This is a genomic window from Halopseudomonas litoralis, assembly GCF_900105005.1.
GTDB lineage: Bacteria > Pseudomonadota > Gammaproteobacteria > Pseudomonadales > Pseudomonadaceae > Halopseudomonas > Halopseudomonas litoralis.
On the sequence record NZ_LT629748.1, the window covers coordinates 2240416 to 2261825 of the forward strand.

At 59.2% G+C, this 21410-nt stretch carries 17 protein-coding genes and 1 pseudogene; 9 read left to right on the forward strand and 9 right to left on the reverse strand.

Going from position 1 to position 21410, the window contains the following annotated elements:
- Positions 1–58: 58 nt before the first annotated feature.
- Genes BLU11_RS10895 through BLU11_RS10915 form a run of 5 tightly spaced genes read left to right on the forward strand, consistent with a single transcriptional unit; the run spans position 59 to position 5265 of the window.
- Entirely contained in the window at positions 59–1345 is a 1287-nt protein-coding gene (locus BLU11_RS10895; protein ID WP_090273366.1) for a zinc-dependent alcohol dehydrogenase, read from the forward strand.
- A gap of 11 nt (positions 1346–1356) precedes the next feature.
- Positions 1357–2274 carry a DUF72 domain-containing protein gene (locus BLU11_RS10900; RefSeq protein ID WP_090273367.1) on the forward strand — a complete coding sequence of 306 codons (918 nt, stop codon included), beginning with the start codon at positions 1357–1359 and terminating at the stop codon, positions 2272–2274.
- Positions 2271–3059, forward strand: coding sequence for an endonuclease/exonuclease/phosphatase family protein (locus BLU11_RS10905; RefSeq protein ID WP_090273368.1), 789 nt, complete (start codon positions 2271–2273; stop codon positions 3057–3059). Before BLU11_RS10900 ends, BLU11_RS10905 begins: the two co-directional genes overlap by 4 nt.
- Positions 3059–4294: a cardiolipin synthase ClsB gene (gene clsB, locus BLU11_RS10910; protein ID WP_090273369.1), complete on the forward strand. Its 1236-nt coding sequence runs from the start codon at positions 3059–3061 to the stop codon at positions 4292–4294. The genes BLU11_RS10905 and clsB overlap by 1 nt, the downstream gene beginning before the upstream one ends.
- Positions 4291–5265 carry a lysylphosphatidylglycerol synthase domain-containing protein gene (locus BLU11_RS10915; protein ID WP_090273370.1) on the forward strand — a complete coding sequence of 325 codons (975 nt, stop codon included), beginning with the start codon at positions 4291–4293 and terminating at the stop codon, positions 5263–5265. Before clsB ends, BLU11_RS10915 begins: the two co-directional genes overlap by 4 nt.
- Before the next feature lie 109 nt (positions 5266–5374).
- On the opposite strand, the gene glgB is transcribed toward BLU11_RS10915, so the two are convergent.
- From glgB to BLU11_RS10950, 7 genes and pseudogenes are all read right to left on the reverse strand, one after another.
- Positions 5375–7582 carry a 1,4-alpha-glucan branching protein GlgB gene (gene glgB, locus BLU11_RS10920; RefSeq protein WP_090273371.1) on the reverse strand — a complete coding sequence of 736 codons (2208 nt, stop codon included), beginning with the start codon at positions 7580–7582 and terminating at the stop codon, positions 5375–5377.
- Positions 7557–10904 carry a maltose alpha-D-glucosyltransferase gene (gene treS / locus BLU11_RS10925; protein WP_090273372.1) on the reverse strand — a complete coding sequence of 1116 codons (3348 nt, stop codon included), beginning with the start codon at positions 10902–10904 and terminating at the stop codon, positions 7557–7559. The genes glgB and treS overlap by 26 nt, the downstream gene beginning before the upstream one ends.
- A gap of 7 nt (positions 10905–10911) precedes the next feature.
- The gene (locus BLU11_RS10930; protein WP_090273373.1) at positions 10912–12885 is read right to left on the reverse strand and encodes an alpha-1,4-glucan--maltose-1-phosphate maltosyltransferase; all 1974 of its coding nucleotides are present in this window, start codon (positions 12883–12885) and stop codon (positions 10912–10914) included.
- A complete protein-coding gene (locus BLU11_RS10935; protein WP_090273374.1) occupies positions 12878–13732 on the reverse strand; it encodes an SDR family oxidoreductase in 855 nt (284 codons plus the stop codon). The genes BLU11_RS10930 and BLU11_RS10935 overlap by 8 nt, the downstream gene beginning before the upstream one ends.
- Positions 13733–13743: 11 nt before the next feature.
- Positions 13744–14463, reverse strand: a complete 720-nt coding sequence (locus tag BLU11_RS10940; RefSeq protein WP_090273375.1) for a DUF892 family protein — start codon at positions 14461–14463, stop codon at positions 13744–13746.
- A 10-nt stretch (positions 14464–14473) separates the two neighbouring features.
- The gene (locus BLU11_RS10945; protein ID WP_090273376.1) at positions 14474–15643 is read right to left on the reverse strand and encodes a hypothetical protein; all 1170 of its coding nucleotides are present in this window, start codon (positions 15641–15643) and stop codon (positions 14474–14476) included.
- Between the two features lie 150 nt (positions 15644–15793).
- A pseudogene (locus BLU11_RS10950) lies at positions 15794–15880 on the reverse strand (KGG domain-containing protein); the annotation flags it as partial.
- A 473-nt stretch (positions 15881–16353) separates the two neighbouring features.
- Here BLU11_RS10950 and BLU11_RS10955 point away from each other — a divergent pair.
- Positions 16354–16689, forward strand: coding sequence for a DUF3509 domain-containing protein (locus BLU11_RS10955; RefSeq protein ID WP_090273378.1), 336 nt, complete (start codon positions 16354–16356; stop codon positions 16687–16689).
- 37 nt (positions 16690–16726) lie between these two features.
- On the opposite strand, the gene ligD is transcribed toward BLU11_RS10955, so the two are convergent.
- Positions 16727–19294, reverse strand: coding sequence for a DNA ligase D (gene ligD, locus BLU11_RS10960; RefSeq protein WP_090273379.1), 2568 nt, complete (start codon positions 19292–19294; stop codon positions 16727–16729).
- Positions 19295–19326: 32 nt separating this feature from the next.
- The gene (gene ku / locus BLU11_RS10965; RefSeq protein ID WP_090273380.1) at positions 19327–20199 is read right to left on the reverse strand and encodes a non-homologous end joining protein Ku; all 873 of its coding nucleotides are present in this window, start codon (positions 20197–20199) and stop codon (positions 19327–19329) included.
- Between the two features lie 182 nt (positions 20200–20381).
- Here ku and BLU11_RS10970 point away from each other — a divergent pair, with 182 nt between their 5' ends.
- The 3 genes from BLU11_RS10970 to BLU11_RS10985 all read left to right on the forward strand — a co-directional run bounded on the left by BLU11_RS10970 (position 20382) and on the right by BLU11_RS10985 (position 21408).
- Complete coding sequence (locus tag BLU11_RS10970) at positions 20382–20597, forward strand: hypothetical protein (protein ID WP_090273381.1); 216 nt, start codon at positions 20382–20384, stop codon at positions 20595–20597.
- A gap of 167 nt (positions 20598–20764) precedes the next feature.
- On the forward strand, positions 20765–21139 hold the full coding sequence (locus tag BLU11_RS10980; protein ID WP_090273383.1) for a Rho termination factor N-terminal domain-containing protein: 375 nt from the start codon (positions 20765–20767) through the stop codon (positions 21137–21139).
- An 11-nt stretch (positions 21140–21150) separates the two neighbouring features.
- Positions 21151–21408 (forward strand): DUF2892 domain-containing protein, encoded by a 258-nt coding sequence (locus tag BLU11_RS10985; protein ID WP_090273384.1) that lies wholly within the window; start codon positions 21151–21153, stop codon positions 21406–21408.
- Positions 21409–21410: the final 2 nt, after the last annotated feature.

Consider the following 21410-nt stretch of genomic DNA (forward strand, 5'->3'; position numbering starts at 1 on the left):
ACAAGTAAGACCTGAAAACGCAGCGCAGCAGTTTCCAGCCCCCAAGGGAGGACAGAGTATGAAGGCCGTCGTATTTCATGATGTCGGTGATATTCGCCTGGAAGAAGTCGCCGACCCGGTGTTGCATGAGCCCACAGACGCCATCATCCGCCTGACCGCCTCCGCCATCTGCGGTACCGACCTGCATTTCGTGCGCGGCAGCATCAGCGGTATGCGCAAGGGCACCATTCTGGGTCACGAAGGGGTGGGGGTGGTCGAAACTCTGGGTACTGATGTACGCAATCTGAAGGTCGGCGACCGGGTGATCGTTGCCTCAACCATCGCCTGCGGCAACTGCTCATATTGCCGCGCCGGCTATTATGCACAGTGCGACACAGCCAATCCCCAAGGCCCTCAAGCCGGCACCGCCTTCTTCGGTGGTCCGGAAGCCAACGGCAGTTTCGATGGGCTGCAGGCGGAAAAAGCCCGTATTCCTCACGCCAACATCGGCCTGATCAAGATTCCCGATGCGATATCCGATGACCAGGCGATTCTGCTGTCCGACGTATTTCCCACCGGCTATTTCGGCGCGGAAATGGCGGAAATCACCCCTGGCGATACCGTTGCGGTATTCGGTTGTGGCCCGGTCGGTCAATTCGCCATTGCCAGCGCACTGCTATTGGGCGCGGCGCGGGTGTTCGCCATCGATCATCTACCCGACAGGCTGGACATGGCGCGCTGTCAGGGTGCCGAAGTCATCGACTTTGATAAGGAGGATCCGGTCGCTACTCTGCAACGCCTGACCGGCGGTATCGGTGTGGATCGAGCCATCGATGCTGTCGGCGTGGACGCTGAACATTCCTGCCTGGATGCCGACTTGATGCACAAAGGTCATTTTCGCCAGGAAATGGCCGACAATGCGCCGCGAACCAATCCGGACGGTAATAACTGGCACCCCGGCGATGCGCCGAGCCAGGCACTGCAATGGGCCGTAGCCGGGCTGGCCAAAGCCGGTACCCTGTCAATCATCGGTCTGTACGCACCGCAATCGCGCACCTTCCCGATCGGCCTGGCCGCCAGCCGCAATCTGACCGTGAACATGGGCAATTGCCATCACCGGCGCTATATCCCGCAGCTGCTGGAACTGGTACTCAGCGGCCGGGTCGATCCTGCCCAGATCCTCACCAAGGTCGAGCCCATGACGGACAGCATCGAAGCCTTCAAGGCCTTTGACCGTCGCGCCTGTGGCTGGGTCAAAGTAGCCCTGCAGCCGGAGGGCAGTCATGCCGAAGAGCAACTGGACGAAGCTCTGGATGAGTCATTCCCGGCCAGTGATCCGCCTGCCATGGCGTCCCCGAAAGGCTGAATGGACAATCAATGAGTAATGGAATCCGTATCGGTATTTCCGGCTGGCGTTATGAGCCCTGGCGCGGCGATTTCTATCCCGAGGGGCTGGTGCAGCGCCGCGAGCTGGAATACGCCTCACGCACGGTCAGCAGCATCGAGATCAATGGCTCCTTCTATGCCTTGCAGACACCGGAGCGCTATATCAATTGGGGCGACGCCACGCCGGATGATTTCGTCTTCAGCGTCAAGGCCCCACGCTATATCACCCATATCAAACGTCTGCGGGAGCTGACCGAGCCACTGGCCAACTTCTTCGCCTCCGGCCCCTTGCAGCTGGAACATAAACTCGGCGCGTTCCTCTGGCAGTTTCCGCCCAGCTTCAAATATGACCCCGCATTATTTGCCGAGCTGTTCGAGCGGCTGCCTTGCACCTTCGGCGAGGCCGAGAAATGTGCGGCGGGCAGTCCGCGTGTTGTCGAACAGCCGAGTTTAACCACGGCGGCCGATACCAGGCTGCGCCATGCGGTGGAAATCCGCCATCAGAGTTTCATGCAGGAGGACTTCATCGAGCTACTGCGCAAGCACCGTATTGCCCTGGTGGTCGCGGACACGGCCGGCAAATGGCCGTTGATAGAGGAGCTGACTGCCGAGTTCATGTACCTGCGTCTCCATGGTGACAAGGAGCTGTACAGCAGCGGCTATGACGAAGCTGCCCTGAGCGACTGGGCGCGCCGCATTCGCGCCTGGAGCAAGGGGCAACAACCAAAAGATGCCCGACGCCTGTCCGACCATGAGGACAGCTCAACCGCTTCTCGGGATATTTATTGCTATTTCGATAACGACATCAAGGTCCGTGCGCCCTACGACGCCCGCCGGCTACTGGAAAAGCTCAACAAGGCCGGCTCACTCGAGATCATGCCGGGCCAATTGCCGGAGAGTTTTTTGTGACACCACTCAGCTCCACCCAGGAGCACCTGACCAATCAGGCCCCACCGGTTCACTCGATCAGAGTGCTCACGGTCAATACCCACAAGGGTTTCAGCTGGCTCAACCGACGTTTCATTCTGCCGGAGCTGCGCGAGGCTGTGCGTACCCAGTCGTCCGATCTGGTATTTCTGCAGGAAGTGCTGGGCGTTCATGAGCGCCACGGCCAGGCAATCGATAACTGGCCGGAGGCACCGCACTATGAGTTCCTCGCCGATACCATGTGGCCGGAATTCGCCTATGGCCGCAATGCGGTTTACCCCGATGGGCACCATGGCAATGCGCTGCTGTCAAAATTTCCGATACTGCATTACGAGAATCTCGACGTGTCGATCAGCGGCACTGAGGAGCGCGGCTTGCTGCATGCCATTCTAGACGTGCCGGGTCAGGCGGATCTGCACGCCATCTGCGTTCATCTGGGCCTGCGTGAGCGTCATCGTCGGCGCCAGCTGCGCCTGTTGTGCCGCTTGCTCGACCGCTTGCCACCGGACGATCCAGTGATTATCGCCGGCGACTTCAATGACTGGCTGCAGCGCGCCGGGCCACGCTTGAGCCGCTGCGGACTCAAGGAAGCATTTGTCACCGCCAATGGATCACCGGCGAAAAGTTTCCCGGCGCAATGGCCGTTGCTGTGTCTGGACCGGATCTATGTCCGCAACCTGACCACCCATGGACCGGAAACCCTGATTCGGCGCCCCTGGTCGCACTTGTCCGACCATGCGCCACTGTCTGTCGAGGTACGTTTCTGATGAGACCCATCTGGCGTGAAGGCAATGAAGCGGAATTGCTGATCAACGGCGAAGAATTCTTTCCCCGCGTATTCGAAAAGATTCGTCAGGCGCGGCAGGAAGTCCTCCTGGAGACCTTCATCGTGCTGGAAGACAAGGTCGGCAAGGAATTGCAGCGGGCTTTGATCTGCGCGGCGAACAATGGCGCCCACGTGGAAGTCATCGTCGATGGCTACGGTACCGTCGATCTGAGCGATGCCTACCTCGGTGAAATGCTGGCGGCAGGCATTCATGTGCACGTGTTCGATCCACAGCCGAGGCTGCTCGGCATGCGCACCAACCTGTTCCGCCGTCTGCATCGCAAGATCGTCGTCGTGGATAGCGAAATCGCCTATGTCGGCGGTATCAACTTCACAGCAGTGCATCTGGGTGACTATGGTCCCGGCGCCAAACAGGACTATGCCGTTGAGGTGCGTGGGCCGGTTGTGCACGATATCCGCCATGCCAGTCTCAATCTGTTTCGTCATGCCCGCCGCGAATTGCCTCTGCCTTTGAATCTCGGGCGCGGAATTCAGTCCCGCCATGCCGGCAGTGCCCGGATCATGCTGGCAATCCGCGATAACAACCGCCATACGTCGGACATCGAAGATCATTATCTGCGAGCGATCCGCTCAGCCAATTATCGACTGGTGATCGCCAATGCCTATTTCTTCCCCGGTTATCGCATGCTGCGGGAGCTGCGTAACGCCGCTCGCCGTGGCGTGCATGTCACGCTGATTCTGCAGGGCGAACCGGATATGCCCTGGGCGCGTCACTTCTCAACCTTCCTGTACAGCTATCTGCTGCGTAGCGGCGTGGTCATCCACGAATACTGCGAGCGCCCCTTGCACGGCAAGGTGGCCCTGATGGACCGCGAGTGGGTAACCGTCGGCTCAAGCAATCTCGACCCACTGAGCCTGGCATTGAATCTGGAAGGCAACCTGTTCATTCGGGACCCGAAGCTCAACCAGCAGTTGTATGATCATCTGCATTCGCTGGCCGGCCAGCATTGCAGTGAGATCACCGAAGCCAAGGCCACACGCGGATTCTGGTGGCGAGCGCCGATGACCTTTCTGTTCTTCCACTTCCTGCGGCACTTCCCGGCCATCGCCGGCAACCTGCCTGCCCATACCCCACGCCTGGAGCCGTTGCTGCCGGTGGAGGAAGAACCTGAAGATGAACAGCTCGCACCGCTGGAACAGGAGAAGTTGCTATGAGCGACGCTAAGGAATCCAAGCCAGCCAACCGCCGCATGCGCTGGGCCAAGGGCGCGCTGACACTGTTCTTTTTCATCGCCATTCCGGTATTGCTGTATTTCCAGCTACGCAATATCGACTGGCAGGAGGTGTCGGGGGCACTGCGCGATTATCCGATCTGGTTGTTGGTCGGGGCTTTCGGTGTGGCCCTGCTCAGTTATCTGACCTACTGCTGCTATGACCTGCTCGGCCGTTATTACACAGGGCACAAGCTGCCGGTACGCCAGGTGATTCCGCTGGTATTTGTCTGTTACGCATTCAACCTCAATCTTAATGCGCTGGTGGGCGGCGTGGCCCTGCGTTTTCGACTGTATTCACGCCTGGGGCTGGATGTACCCACCATCGCGCGGGTGTTCAGCCTGAGCATCATCACCAACTGGGTGGGCTATCTGTGGTTGGCCGGCGCGGTGTTCGCGCTGGGCATGGTCCAGCTGCCGGAAGGCTGGGCCATCGGCAACGTCGGCCTGCGCCTGATCGGCGTGGCCATGGTCATCGCCGCTGTCATGTATGTGCTGGCCTGCGCCTTTTCCACTCGGCGCAGCTGGCAGATCCGCGACCAGACCATTGAGCTGCCGTCATGGAAGCTGGCATTGGTGCAGGCTGCTGTCGGTGCACTCAATTGGTCACTGATGGCTGTGATCATCTGGCTGCTGCTGCCCGCTGAAGCCTTTTATCCCAGCGTGCTCGGGGTGCTGCTGATCAGCAGCATCGCCGGCGTCATCACCCACATCCCCGCCGGTCTCGGCGTGCTGGAAATGATCTTTCTCACCCTGCTGCAGGATCAGATGCCGAAAAGCAGCCTGCTCGCCGCCTTGATCGGCTACCGGGCCATCTACTTCCTGATGCCACTGGGCATAGCCCTGTGTGTGTACCTGGTACTGGAAAAGCGCGCCAAGACGATGCGCAGTGCCAATACAGTACCGGATGGTTGATCGGGTCAGCCTCAGGCGATGTCGGCGTTTTGTGGGAACGTCCTTGGGCGCGAGGGTTTTCTACAGACCATTCGCGGTCAAGACCGCTCACGCATAAGTCCGTTGCGCTTCAATCAGATCCCGCGGGCTCAAGGATCAGCGTTGCCAGTGGCGGTAGGTCCAGGCGCAGGGAGCTGGGTTGGCCGTGGCTGTCCTGCTCTTCTGCCACGAGCTCGCCATGACTGCCAGCACCTGAACCGGAGAACATGTGGGCGTCGCTGTTGAGCAGTACTCGCCACTGCCCGGACCGGGGCACGCCGACCCGATAATCACTGCGTACCACCGGGGTGAAGTTGTGTACCACCAGCACCATGGCTCCGTCGTCACCCCGCCGCAGCCAGGCGTATACGCTGTTGCTGCTGTCGTCACCGATCAGCCATTGGAAGCCGTCCGCACTGTCGTCACGTTGATGCAGCGCCGGATGTTCGCGGTAGAGCCGGTTGAGGTCGCGCAGCAGATCATGGGTCCCGCGATGCTCGTCATAATTGAGCAGGTACCAGTCCAGCTGCCGGTCATGGCTCCATTCGCGCCACTGGCCGAACTCACACCCCATGAACAGCAGCTTCTTGCCCGGATGGCTCCACATGAATGAAAGATACAGGCGCAGGTTGGCGAATTGTTGCCAGCGATCGCCAGGCATCTTGCCGAGCAGCGAGCCCTTGCCATGTACCACCTCATCGTGTGACACCGGCAGAATGAAATGTTCGGTGAAGGCATATAACAGGCCGAAGGTGATCTGCTGATGATGGTAGCGCCGGTTCAGCGGGTCTTCGCCTATATAGCTGAGGGTGTCATGCATCCAGCCCATATTCCATTTGCCGGCAAAGCCCAGACCGCCCTCCCGGGTAGGCTGACTGACACCCGGCCAAGCGGTGGACTCTTCGGCGATCATGAGTGCGCCCGGAACCTCGGTGGCAACCACATCGTTCAGGTGACGCAGAAAGTCGATAGCCTCCAGATTCTCCCGTCCACCATGCCGGTTGGGAATCCACTCGCCGCTCTTGCGTGAATAGTCCCGGTACAGCATGGAAGCCACCGCATCGACGCGCAAACCATCAATGTGGTATTCGCGCAGCCAGTGCAGCGCCGAAGCCAGCATGAAGCCATGCACTTCAGTGCGTCCGAGGTTGTAGATGTGCGTATCCCAATCCGGATGCCAGCCCTCGAAGGGATGCGCGTACTCATAAAGCGCCGTGCCGTCAAACCGGCCCAGGCCGTGAGCATCGCCGGGAAAATGCGCCGGCACCCAATCGAGAATGACGCCAATGCCAGCTTGGTGGCAGGCGTTGATGAAGCCGGCGAAATCCTCCGGGGTGCCATAGCGCGCTGTCGGTGCAAACTGCGATAGCGGTTGGTAGCCCCAGGAACCACCGAAGGGATGTTCCATCACCGGCAGCAGTTCGATATGGGTAAAGCCCATGTCCTGCACGTAAGGAATCAACTGCTCGCTCAATTCTGCCCAGCTCAGCGGCTCACCATCGATATCGTTGCGGTGTCGCCAGGAGCCGGCGTGAACTTCATAGATCGACAGTGGCTTGGTACGCGATTGCGCGTCGTTACGCTGCGCCATCCACTGCTGATCATCCCACTGGAAATTCACTCCGGCGGCGACCACCGAGCCGGTCGCGGGCGGTTTTTCGGTAGCCTGAGCCACCGGATCGGCCTTGAGCGGCAGCAGCCCTTCACGGCCAAGAATCTCGTATTTGTAGACCTCGCCCGGCCCGAGCCGGGGAATGAACAGCTCCCAGATACCCCCGCTCGGATGCAGGCGCATGGGGTGCCGGCGGCCATCCCAGCTGTTGAAATGCCCTACCACGGAAACCCGACGTGCGTTCGGCGCCCAGACCACGAAGCGCACCCCGGGAATGCCGTCTGCCTGCCATGGTTGGGCACCAAAGCAGCGACCGAGATGACGGTGATTACCTTCACCGAACAGATAGATATCCAAGTCGCCCAGCTGCGGACCGAAGGCGTAAGGGTCTTCGGTTTCCTGCACGCCACCGCTCCAGTGAATGCGCAGGCGATAGGGTCGACGCTGCTCGATGGTGCGGGTGAACAAGCCTGGCGTGTGTTCGTCCATGCGGCCCACTGATTGACCGTTTTCATCCAGCAGCTCTACGTCCAGCGCACCCGGCTGCCAGGTACGGATGATGATGGATCCGTGCTGCTCGTGCGGGCCGAGAAAGGCAAAGGGATTGCCGTGCTCGGCGCGGATCAGCGCCTGAATATCCAAGTTCGGGTCATGCGCATTATCAGTACCGGTCGTCCCGTTGTTCATCAGTGCCGTTCTCCATCAGCGATTTGCATAACATCGTCAGTCCATCAAGAGGAACATCCAGCCATTCCGGACGATAACTGGCCTCGTAGCGTATTTCATAAGCTGCCTTTTCGATGCTGAACAGGGTCAGCGCAGCCTGTTCGCCCTGCTCCGCTCGCCAATCGTGTGGCAGCTCGGCACTGGCCTCCATGTAGGCTGCCAGAAACGTCTGAGCAGCCTGCTCTCGATAAGTCGTGCAGATATGCTGTCGCGCCTGCTGCGCCTCATCGGAATGGTCGGTGCCATGCACACTGCGCAGCGCCATCTCGGCAGCATAATCGAACGAGCGCAGCATGCCGGTGACATCTTTCATCGGGCTCAGCCGCCTGCGTCGTTCTTCCAGACTTCGGGTTGGCTCGCCTTCAAAGTCAATGAAACAGGCATCACCCTGCACTACCAACACCTGCCCCAGATGCAGGTCCCCGTGCACCCGAATGCGCGCACCGCCTTCGCAGCGCCGCGCCAGCGCAGCCACTGCTTCATTCAAGTCCTGACGCCGCGCCAACAGCCAATCGGCGTTGTCGGCGGCAGCGGCATCGAGTTGATCGCGGTGGCCATCAATGTCATCCAGCGCAACCAGCAACTGCTCGCCTATCTGCTCGGCCCAGCGTTCACAATCGGCCTGCGTGGTGACAGCGAAACCGAAACCCTCACCACCCTGCGGATCTGCCAGCAACAGATGCATTTGGCCCAGTCGCTGGCCAAGAGTTCCGGCAAAACTTTGCAGCTCGGCCAGGGCGGTGTACTGGTTCTCCTGTTCCGAGAAGCCGCCCACCAGCTGGTCGCGGATGGCGCGCTCCAGCGTATCGCGCGTCCATTGCCAGGCATCGCCCTGACTGTCGACATAGCCCTGCAGGATCATCAGAGTGTGCGCCGCCCCGGCATCGTCGACGCGGCGCACCTCACCAAGCAGGGGCGCAATGGCCGGGAACTCGCGCTCGGTGAGAAACCCACCCATCTCGATCTCCGGATGTGCGCCGGGCATCACCCGGCGGATGACTTTCAGCATCATCCGCTCGCCGATGAGGATCGAGGTATTGGACTGCTCCACCGCCAACGCCTGGATGTCTTCCTCGGGATGCTCTTCCAGCTGCAGCAATTTCGGTCCCGGCAAAAATTGGATTTCGCCTCCCTGCGCCGGCAGCACCGCGCTCTGGCGCAGGCTGCTCAATACCTTGCGAGTGAATCCGGACAGGGTCGAGGCATCGGTCAACAGCCCCAGCCGCGGACCACGGCGCAAGCGCGCCAATGCAAAGGCGGCGGCCGAATGGCCGGACGGCTCGGTAGCGTCGGTATTCTGCAGATAACCCATAGGCACCTGATAATGCTCTTCCCCCACGGTCACTTCACAGAGCACACAGGGCTCACTCTGCTCGCAGAAGGGAACTGCATACAGCAACCGGATCGGCGCCTCGTCCTCCGCCGTTCCCGAGAACCAGCGACGTTTGGCCAACCACTGCAGCAGGATTTCATGCTCCAGTACCCGACGACAGGCCGGCTTCAGCAGCTCCGACATGTCCTGCTTGATGACCAGGGTCGCCAGCTCCGGCAATGCCTGCACCGGTTCGATGTGCCAGCTGGGCATCTGACTCTCGTCTGCCAGCACGAACCAGTAGAAGCCATAGGGCGGCAGGGTCAGCAGATAGTGCAATTGGCCGATGGGCGGGAAACTGCTGCCGCCGAGCATCTCCACCGGGACCTTGCCTGACCAGGCGGATAGCTCCAGCTCGGTTGCCTGGGCGGCGCGGGACAGGTTGGCGACACAGAGAATGATCTCCTGCCGGCCAGCATCGGTAGTGAATTCACGCAGATAGGCGATGGTCTTGCGGTTGGCCGGCGACAGCATCTTCAAGGTACCGCGACCGAACGCCTGCTGCTGTTTACGCACCGCCAGCATGCGCCGGGTCCAATTCAGCAGCGAATGTGGGTCACGGGCCTGAGCCTCGATGTTGATGGTCTGATAGCCATACAGCGGGTCCATGATCGGCGGCAGTACCATGCTCGCCGGATCGGCGCGGGAGAAACCGCCATTACGGTCTGTCGACCACTGCATAGGTGTGCGCACCCCATCCCGATCGCCGAGAAAGATGTTGTCGCCCATGCCGATCTCGTCACCGTAATACAGCGTCGGCGTGCCCGGCATGGACAGCAGGAGACTGTTGAGCAGTTCGATACGCCGGCGGTCACGTTCCACCAGCGGCGCCAGTCGCCGGCGAATGCCCAGATTGATCCGTGCCCGGCGGTCTGCGGCATAGTAATTCCACAGATAATCGCGCTCCTGATCGGTGACCATTTCCAGGGTCAATTCATCATGGTTGCGCAGGAAGATCGCCCACTGGCAGTTGTCGGGAATCTCCGGTGTCTGGCGCAGAATATCGGTAATCGGAAAGCGGTCTTCCTGGGCGATGGCCATGTACATGCGGGGCATCAGCGGAAAGTGGAAGGCCATGTGGCACTCGTCACCGGGGCCACCATCCTCGCCGCCGAAGTACAGTTGAGTGTCCTCGGGCCACTGATTGGCTTCGGCCAGCAGCATGCGATCGGGATAGGTGGCATCCAGTTCGGCGCGGATCTTTTTCAGCACCACGTGGGTTTCGGGCAGATTCTCGTTATTGGTGCCGTCACGCTCGATCAGATAGGGAATCGCATCCAGACGCATGCCGTCCACGCCCATATCCAGCCAGAAACGCATGACCGACAGCACCGCCTTGAGCACCTGCGGATTATCGAAATTCAGGTCGGGCTGATGGGAATAAAAGCGATGCCAGAAAAACTGCCCGGCGACCGGGTCCCAGGTCCAGTTGGACTTTTCGGTATCAAGAAAGATGATACGTGTGCCCTGATACAACTGATCGGTGTCGGACCACACGTAGAAGTTCCGCTCCTTCGAGCCCTTCGGCGCCAGCCGCGCCCGCTGAAACCAGGGGTGCTGGTCGGAGGTATGGTTGACGACCAGCTCGGTAATCACTCGCAACCCGCGCTTATGCGCCTCACGGATGAACCGGCGTACATCCGCCATGCTGCCGTAGTCCGGATGCACGCCACGGTAATCGGCAATATCGTAGCCATCGTCACGCCGTGGCGACGGGTAGAACGGCAGCAACCAGACCGTGTTCACACCCAAATCGACTATGTAATCCAACTTCTCGATCAGACCGGGGAAGTCACCGATGCCGTCGTTGTTGGCGTCGAAGAAGGACTTCACGTGAATCTGATAGATGATCGCATCTTTGTACCAGCACGGGTCATTGATAAATGCCGATGCTCGCGTTCGCCTTGCCATAATCACCTCAGGCCATGGAGCGGATACGCCAGATACCGAACGGCAGATGCCAGGGTTCGATGCGCATCCATTGGTTTTTTCCGTGCCATGTCCAGGTATGGCCGTTCATCAGGTCTTCGCCGTGGGTACTGGCCCCGTCCTCCAGCCCCATTTCCCACAGCGGCAATTCGAAATGAGCTTCCTGTGCATTGAACGGGTCCAGACAAACGGCCACCAGAATGAAATTGGACAGGTCCTGCGTACGTTTGCCGAAGTACAGAATGTTGTCGTTCCATACAGTGTAGGACTGAAATCCAAGATGCGTCTGCAAGGCAGGATTGTGCCGACGTATGCGATTGAGCCGGGTAATCTCGGCGACAATATTGCCTGGGGCATGCCAATCGCGCGGCCGCAGCTGGTACTTCTCCGAATTCAGATACTCCTCGCGCCCCGGCAGCGGCTCCGCCTCGCACAGCTCGAACCCCGAATACATGCCCCACAGCCCGGAGCCCATGGTCGCCAATGCGGCGCGGATCAGGAACCCGGCGCGCCCGGAGCGCTGCAGAAAGTACGGGTTGATATCCGGTGTATTGACGAAGAAGTTCGGGCGGTAGCAATCACGCCATGGCGGCTGATTCAGTTCGGTGAAATAGCTTTCCAGTTCCGGTTTGGTATCGCGCCAGGTGAAGTAGGTGTAGCTCTGGCTGAAGCCGATCTTGCCCAGGCGCGCCATCATCGCCGGACGGGTGAAGGCTTCGGCGAGAAAGATCACGTCAGGATGCTGCTGACGGATATCGGCGATCAGCCACTCCCAGAACGGCAGCGGCTTGGTATGTGGATTGTCGACCCGAAACAGGGTCACGCCCTGCTCGACCCAGAACAGCACCACGTCGCGCAGAGCCAGCCATAGACCCGGCATGGCCTCTTCGGTGTAGAACTCCACATTGACGATGTCTTCGTATTTTTTCGGCGGGTTCTCCGCGTAGCGGATGCTGCCATCCGGACGCCAGTTGAACCAGCCGGGGTGTTCACGTAACCAGGGATGATCCGGCGAGCACTGGATGGCGAAGTCCAAGGCGATCTCCAGATCATGGCTCCGGGCCGCAGTGACCAGCCGGTGAAAGTCATCAAGGTTACCCAACAGCGGATGCAGCGCATCGTGCCCACCCTCGGCACTGCCGATGGCATAGGGGCTGCCGGGGTCATTCGGGCCGGCCTGCAGACTGTTGTTCGGCCCTTTACGATGAGTCAGGCCGATGGGATGAATCGGCGGAAAATACAATACATCAAAGCCCATGCGTGCAATGTCCGGCATCCGTCGAACGACGTCATCGAAGGTCCCGTGACGATGCGCATCTTCGGTCTGCGAGCGAGGAAAGAGTTCATACCAGCTGGCGAACTCTGCCAGCTGCCGCTCCACATCCAGTGGATACTCAGCGCTGCGAACCCGATGCCGGCGCTGCGCCGCCAACCCCATGATGTGCTGCGTATGACTGCTGAGCAACAGCGCTACCTGCGCATCCACACCGCCTGGCTGCGCCAGCTCCACCAGCAGCTCCTGGAGCATATCGATATGTTCGGGTGCAGCCCGTTCCAGGGTCTCCTGCAGCAGCCGCTCACCCTCCTGCAGCTCCAGATCGACAGACACGCCGGCCTGGTATTTCTTGCTCAATTCATCACAATAGCTGGCCCAGACATCCACCCAGGCCTCTACTGCAAAATACAGTTTGCCAGCCTGACGGGGTGTCAGTTCGGCCTGCCAAAGATCGTTACCCAGCGGCAACATGGTGACGCGCTGCCAGATCTCCTGTGCGGAACGGCGCCAGATGATCTCTGCCGCCAATTTGCCGTGACCGTCACAGATCAGCACCGCCGACAGGGCCAACTGCCTCCCCACCAGAGCCTTGGCCGCGCAGCGGCCCTGATCCACTATCGGCGTTATCGTCTCTATAGCGATCCGCGGCAGGCTGACGGCCTGCTCGACTGACAGTGATTCAGCCATTGACGACCGTGCCTCCGTTGATATGGATTACCTGGCCGCTGACATAGGACGAGTCGGAACAGGCCAGATAGACATAGGCCGGCGCCAGCTCCGATGGTTGACCGGGGCGCTTCATCGGGGTGCTGCCGCCGAACTCGGAAACCTGTTCCTCCGAGAAGGTCGAGGGGATGAGTGGCGTCCAGATAGGTCCCGGCGCCACGCCATTGACGCGGATGCCGCGGCTGCTGAGATTCATCGCCAATGAGCGGGTAAAACTGACAATCGCGCCTTTGGTGGCCGAATAATCGATCAATACCGGGTTGCCCTTGTAGGCGGTGATCGAAGTGGTATTGATGATCGAGCCGCCCTCGGGAATATGCGGCAACGCGGCCTTGGTCAGCAGGAACATGCCGAAGATATTGGTGCGGAAGGTCTGCTGCCACTGCTCGTCGCTGATATCCTCGAGCTTTTCCTGGGGGTGCTGTTCGCCGGCGTTGTTCACCAGTACATCAATCGCCCCCCATTTACCGGTTACCTCGTCCACCACCCGGCGACAGAACTCAGCATCCGCCACATCACCGGCCAAAGTCAGCACTTCGCCACCGGCCTTGCGGATTTCCTCTTCGGTCTTGCGCGCATCTTCATGGGAATCAAGATAGAGCAGCGCCACCTTGGCGCCCTCACGGGCATAGTGCACCACGACCGCGCGGCCTATGCCACTGTCGGCACCGGTGACCACAGCGACTTTGCCTTGCAGTTTGCCGCCTGATCGGTAATGTTCGGAGATGAACTCCGGTTGCGGGTACATCTGCTCTTCGGAACCGGGTTCGTCCTGATGCTGCGGGGGTGGTGTCTGCTTGTCGCTCATGAGAAATCTCCTCAGCTTCCGCTCACGCCCAGCTCGCGGGCCAGCAGCGAACGAATGGTGTTCAGGTGACGTTGTTCTTCGGTCAGCGCATGGGTGAAGGTGCTGCCGATACTGGCGTGACCACCGTCGTCAGCCAGTTTGATCAGCAGTTCCCAGGCAGCGTGATCGGTCAGCTCAATGGTCAGCATGGCGTTCAACGCCTGGGCCAGGTTGGTACGCGGGTCGGTAATCACCTTGAGTGCGCCCGAGCCGACCACGCCGGCCAGGTCCGCGCAGGGAGTCTGCGCCGTGGGATCTGCACCCAGCGCTTCCAGAGCATCGACCAACAGAAACATATGCGCTTCTTCCTCGTCGCGGATCTGCTTGAAAGTCGGAATCAGTTCTGCGCCGGTTTCACAGGCGGCAGCCTTGGCCATCAGCGCCTCATACAGGCGCACACCGGTCCGCTCGAAGGCCAGGCGTTCGCCCAATTTATCGATCAACAGCTCGGGATTGTTGCCCAGCATTTTGTCGAAGCTGCTTTTCAGCACCCCTTTGACCGAACCTGGAACAGGCACCGAACCTACATCGCCCTCCTCTCGATTCATCTGCTCACGGGCTTGCGCGAGGGCAGATGCGTCGCCCGGCAGGTCAGCAGGACGCTCATCGACATAGTCGACCATCTTGCGCGTATCTTCGGGCGACATTTGTGCCCCGGTAAAGTTATGTCCGAGTTTGGCGACTTTATTCATTGTTATGTCCTCACGGAGTTTTACGGTTCAATTCAGTACCCGGCGTCCAGTTGTAACCTGCAGATACGATGTCCGAAGCAATACCCTGGGAATTGATGTGCCCGCGATATTCGAGCGACAGCGGGCTCTCCTGCTCCTTCGGCACATAGACGGTGCCGGAGGTGCGCAAGTCGGTCTCTTCAGCGAGCACCTTACGCACAAAGTCACGCTGACTCTTGAACTGAATCATGGTAGGGAGCGGGCCACCGAGCACCTCCGCCGGGTCGCGCCGTTCGATCTGCTTGAAGATATCGCAGGCCAGGTTCAACTGCCCCAGCTCGTAATCCAGAAAGCGTTCCCACAGCGCCTTGATCCGTGGGTTCTCCTCCTGCTCGGCGCAGCTGGAATAGGCATAGACCTCCATCGCCTCATGCACCAGCCATTTTTCCATCACGCTTTCGGAAGGATCCATGAGCGATTCGTACTGGGTGACATGCTGCTCCTCCACCGATGCGATTTCCGCATACAGCATGCGCGCCACCGGATCAGTGAAGGTAGGGCCGATGTTCATGTAATAGTCGTGGGTCTGATATTCAGCGCCGGTAATCAAGGCTGCATGGATCTTGGTGATCAGCTCAGCGTTGTTCTTGTCGTAGTTGTCGCGCAGGTCGCTTTCCGGCGCCCGGTGGTGTTCGGAGGTCTTTCGCCCGGGTACCAGGTCGGTATAACCCTGCAGGATGTTGTTGGCATCCTTGCCTTCCAGCCGATCAAGCATCGCCGCATAGCGATACAGGTGATCGAAATCTTCCAGCAGGCCGAACCGGTAGGTCTGGGCCTGATAGGGATCGGGCTCGGACTGGGCCACGGCGGCTGTCACTTCAATAGCCACCTGCTCATAGGCGATGGTCGTTTCCAGCGGCGAGTGGTCCGCAGACAGCAGCCAGTTGACCACGGTAGCCTGGTGTTGCTCGACGCGGCGGATTTGCGCCAGCGGCAACTGGAGGCGCTTGTCGAAGCGGGCGAGCAGATGCTTTACCCGCAATGCGTCAAGCTCCACGCCGTTCATCAGAATGATTCGTACCCGAGTGAAGGCATCGTCATCCAGCTTACTCATCGGCCGGCTGGCCATTTCCTTCCAGGTAAACTGTTGCTTCTCGAGTGGGGTGCCCTGATTATCAAGAATTCCGGAAAGACCGTGCATAATGCCTCCTGTCGCGGGAGAGTAATGCTGTGAAGAAACTCTGGGCAAACACTCTTCAACAACCGAAGAATGCTTATCAAGAGATTCTGGTGCAGGACAAAAAAGCGGCGGAAGAATCAACTCCCGCCGCTGTTCACATCAACTGCGCCGACTTCTCTCGCCGCCTTTCTGACCGGTCTCCGACGCACGCTGTGGATCTTCGGCGAAGTTACCTTTACCACCACGATGTTCAGTCATGTCAGTTTTCCCGTTTCGTTTCATTTCGAAGTTAGAAGTGAGCCCCACGCGGGCGCTCACTATGAATAGGCAGGACGGACACCAAGTCGTTCATATCTTTCTTATATCCAATAATCATCATGTCATTACCAGATATAACCACCCTTCAAACTACCGCTTCGCTTCAGTATCGGGGTTCGCCGAGCGTGCCAGAAACGCCTGAGTTACTTCATGCATCGAAGTTCAGACATTCATCATTCGCCGAAGTTAGATATGGAAAGTTTATGTCTAACGTCTCGCCTGGCATATGCCGAGATCACTGCAACATCATATTAGTGGCTAATGAGGCATACCCAGGGACATTCTGATAAACCGTATCAAGCGGTAACATCCAGGGTCTCCGCACTCCTTCCATCGGATAAGCGTCCTCTCAATTTGTAATATCAGTCGCCTCGTCTAAATTTACTCAACCACTCATCATCCTGGAGGATACAATGCTTACCAATTTGCCCGTATGGCGTGCGGCATTACCGGATTGCGATATCTCCGCAGATGAACGACCTGACGGAAGCCTTGTTCTGATAGTAAAGTCGGCAGATGGAAAGGAACTCAGACGTGTTCTGCCCAGTGATATGAAGAATGCTGATCACGTCATTCGCCGGGTGCGGCTGGATCTGATGCTGGCCAAGGGTCAGGCGCCTACCCGTGAAGTCATAGGCACTATCGACGTCTCCACTCTCCCCACCTACAACAATGGCCAGCTGTACAAGACTCGCGCTGCCAGTTTGTGGGAAAGACGCCGCCTGGCGATGAAAGCCTCAATGAACTGAGCCCTCGCCAAACAACGCACCTTCAAGCCCTCTGACTTCAGGGGGCTTTTGCGTTCAACTGCTCCCAGTAGCTCTGCTTGATACGTTGACGATTGCGATATCCAGACCAGGGATCCTCCGCCAATTGTTCAAGGCGCTCGTGCAGATTACCGATATGCCATTGCGCCGCGCTGCGCAGTTCCTGCAGTTCGTCCCTTGCGATGGGTACCGATACCGCAAGCCCCGGACGTGCCCTGACCGAATAGGCCGCCACGGTACTGGCGCCATGCTGGTTACGCAGGTAATCAATGAATATCTTACCGACCCGGTTACGCGGCCCCATCTTGTCGGTGAAGCGATCCGGCAGCTGCCGGGTGACAAAGCTGGAGATTGCTTTGCTGAATGCCTTGGCCGTATCCCAATCAGCATGCCGGGCAAGCGGAATGACGATATGCATGCCCTTGCCGCCACTGGTTTTCAACCAGCTTTCCAAACCCAGCTCATCCAGCACAGCGAGCACCAACTCGGTGGCTTCGATCATGCTTCTCCAGGGCAGACCCTCACCCGGGTCCAGATCCAGAGTGATGCGATCGGGCTTGTCGATATTATTGCTGCTTGATCCCCAGGTATGAAATTCGATGGTGCCCATCTGCACCGCCCCGATCAGCGCGCGGACATTATTCACCTCCATGTAGCTGCCATGTTCGGGATCCAGCGCCGGGTCGAGATGGCGGATATTCGGTATGGCCAGGCGTTCCGCATGCTTCTGGAAGAACTGCTCGCCCTCCACCCCTTCCGGCGCACGCAATAGCGATACCGGCCGACCAGCCAGGTGCGGTACGGCCCAATCAGCAATGCTCTCGTAGAAAGCCGCAAGATCGCCCTTGGTGGCGCCGCTCAGCTGATCAATCACCCGCTGCGCATTGCTTATCCTGACGCCGGCCACCTTGCCGGATACGCGTTTGCTTCCCATGACCTTCTCCACCTGCTCAGGCGCGACGGGCTCTTCGCGCACGACTTCCCGGGCCGGCTTGTCAGTGCGCAGGGAGATGAATACCGGCTGGCGGATGATGTTCGCGCCGGTCCATTCGGCAAATTCCACTTCGCATACCAGTTGCGGCTTGACCCAGGTGACGGTGCGCGCGTCGGGAACGGTTCCCTTGACTGGCTGCCGGTCCTGCCGGATTGCCTTGAGCTGTTTATGAATGGCGCTGATGCGCGCCTGGTTGAAGCCGGTACCGACTCGACCAGCGTAGACCAGCCTATCGTCATCTTTGGCATTCACACCCAGCAACAAGGAGCCGAAGCCGGTACGGCTGCCCTTAGGTGCGGTAAACCCGATGATCACGAATTCCTGGCGTTGCTTGCACTTGAGCTTGATCCAGTCAGCACTGCGCCGCGACACATAGAGACTGCCGGCCCGTTTGCCAATAATCCCTTCCAGAGACATATCGCAGGCGCTCTTGAAGATCGAGACATAATCCGCTTCGAAGGTATGGGAAAACCGCAGCAGCTCACCTGTCTGCCCGGAGAGCATCTGTTCCAAAGCGGCGCGTCGTGCTTCCAGCGGCTGCCGACGCAGGTCTTCACCTTTCAGAAAGGGCGCGTCAAACAGGTAGAGCAGCATCCGCTGGCTGCGCTCGGTATCAAAGGCGTTCTGCAACGCCTGAAAGTCCGGCATGCCGTCCTCATTGAGAACCACCAGTTCACCATCCAGCCAGCTGTTTTTCAGTTTCAGCGCGGCCAGTTCCCGGCATTGCTCGGGCAGCTTGTGACTCCAGTCGTGGCCGTTGCGAGTAAAGATGTTTACCTTGCCCTTGGCATCAATGCGCACCATCAGGCGGTAGCCATCGAACTTGATCTCGTAGCGCCAATCGCCTGCCGGCGGCTGGCTTGCCAGAGTGGCCAATTGTGGGCCGAGCATCTCGGGGAATCTTTCACTGCCAGCCTTGGCGCTGGCTTTGTTTTTTTTCGCTTTCGCAGCAGACTTGGCTGCGGCCTTGGTCGCCTTGGGTTCGGCCGGCTGATCAACAGCCATGGTGCGCCCGGTTTTCTCATCGATTACCGAACCGGATATCACACTTTCGGGGCGTTCGCGCAGCACATCGAATTCATCGGCATCCCGGGCGGCATGGTCCTTTTCCTTGATCAGCAGCCACTGTTCCTTGTCTCCACTGCCAGGCAGCCGGGTGCGTACCAGTGTCCAGTTCCCGGTCAATTTTTCACCGATCAGGGTGAATTTCATTTTGCCGTCGCGGTAGGCCTTGCTGGGGTCGCCCTCGGGTTGCCAGATACCCTGATCCCAGACGATGACATCGCCACCGCCGTATTGCCCCTTGGGAATGCTGCCCTCGAAACTGCCATAGCTCAGTGGGTGGTCTTCCACATGCACTGCCAGTCGCTTGTCCTTCGGGTCCAGGCTCGGCCCCTTGGGCACGGCCCAGCTCACCAGGGTGCCATCCAGCTCCAGGCGGAAATCGTAATGCAGGCGCCGTGCGGCATGCTTCTGGATGACAAAGCTCAGCGAACCGGCATCCGCACGCTCGCCTTGCGCGGTCTGGCCCTGCGGCTCGCGTGTCTTCTGGAAATCGCGTTTGCGGTTGTATTCGGTGAGAGGTCTGGGCATTGCCGATTCTCCACGCGGTGGTTATCCGGCGCTCAGCCGGATTTCTTTTTGCGGGCCGGGGCAGAGTCTGCATCATCGGACTTGCGCGAGCGGCTCTTGCCGCCTTTGGCAGTCTTGCTACCGCCCAGGCTGCGCTTCAGCAGCTCGGTCAGGTCCACCACATCGGCCGTCTGCCGCTCCTCGTCCGTGTCCTCGGCCTCGACCGCCTGAATCTCGCCGGCATTGGCCTTTTCTTCAACCAGCGCCATGATGTCGTCCTCGAAGGTATTACGGTATTCGTCCGGCTCCCATTCGGCGTCCATGTCTTCCACCAGCCGCTTGGCCATATCCAGCTCCTTCTTGCTGAGTTTGGCCTCCGTTACATCAGCTTTCAGGTCGAGATGCGAAACCCCACGCACTTCGGATGGCCAGCGCAGCATGATCAGTACCAACGCCGATTCCAACGGCATCAGCGCCGCCAGATTCTGCTTGGTTCGCACCACCACATTGGCCAGCGCCACCTTGCCGGTGCTGATCAGGGTTTCGCGCAGCAAGGCATACACCTTCTCACCCCGGCGATCAGGACTCAGGAAGTAGGGCTTGTAGATATTCAGTAGCGGGATGGCTGCGCTGTCGATAAAGGAAAAGATATCAATGGTGCGCGTGGCCTCGGGAAGTGCTGCCTTGATCTCGTCCTCGCTGATGATGACGTAACGGCCTTTCTCGAACTCCACACCCTTGACGATGTGTTCGGACGCCACTTCCTTGCCGGTCGCCTTGTTGATCCGCTTGTATCCGACCGGATCCATGGTCCTTTCGTCGAGCCAGTCGAAATCGATCCCGCTGGAACTGGTGGCGGAGACCAGCGATACCGGAATATGTACCAGACCAAAACTGATTGCGCCTTTCCAGATTGCCCGTGCCATAACCTTGCTACTCCCGGCTATTGTCTACGGATGACCCGGTAGCCAACGCAAAAGTTCAGGTAGCCGCTCGCCGGAAAAAACAATGAACCATCTCCCCGTAGCCGGGGGTCTGTATTTTCATATGGGTCACTCATAGAGGCACGCCGAGACTCGGGGCGAACCTGAACGGGAGAACAATCCAAATGAGCCAGAAGCACCGGTTTCTCATCAGCTACATTCTCGACAACCAACCCATGAATATCGAAGTGCAAGGCAGTGCCGAGCATATGACGCCCGAGCAGGCCAGGGCGCACGTCGAGGCGCGCCATGACGGGAGTTCATCGGAGCAGATTACCGATATCCGCATCACACCCGTCCTGCATCCTGATTCGGAGCCCGGCCACAACTATCAACCCTGATCACTACCGCCTGGAGAACCCGCATGCGCGCACTCACCTACCATGGCTGTCATGACGTCCGTGTCCATAGCGTGCCGGATCCGACCATTCTCGAAGATGATCACCGCCGTGACTAAGGACGACAAGGTGATCCTGACGCCGTAACCCAAACGAACGGGAGAATCGACATGCCACAAGGTGATAAAGACAAGTACACCGACAAACAGGAACGCAAGGCCGAGCACATCGAAAAAAGCTACGAGCGCAAAGGTGTCTCGAAGAAGGAAGCCGAGTCCCGCGCCTGGGCTACCGTCAACAAGCAATCCGGCGGCGGTAACCGTACGGGTGGTTCCGGCCAGAAAAAATCCGCCAGCAGCAAGGAGGCGTCGCGCAGTGATTCAGCCAAACAGGCTGCCGCCACGCGCAAGGCCGGGTCCCGTTCTGCTTCCTTGCAGGACCAGACCAAGGACCAACTGATGGCCAAGGCAAGATCCAAGAACATCCATGGCCGTTCCACCATGCGCAAGCAGGAGCTGGTCAACGCGCTGCGCAAGGCCAACTGAAGGAGAAACACATGTATCGAATACTACGTGAGCTGACCAGAAAACCGGCGGCGAAGAATGTGAGCAGCACCGAGAAGTGGGTGTCGATTGGTGGCGGGTTGCTGTTGATCGGCAAAGGCCTCGCCCGACCGGGGCCGATGCGCTTTATCAATCTCGCGCTGGGAGCGGCGGCAGTCTACCGGGGAGCGCGGGGCTATAGTCCGACCAAGCAGCGATTGCGTAACGTGCGGGCACAGCGCGTGACGCCCCCCGCCAATCAGCCCAAGTAATG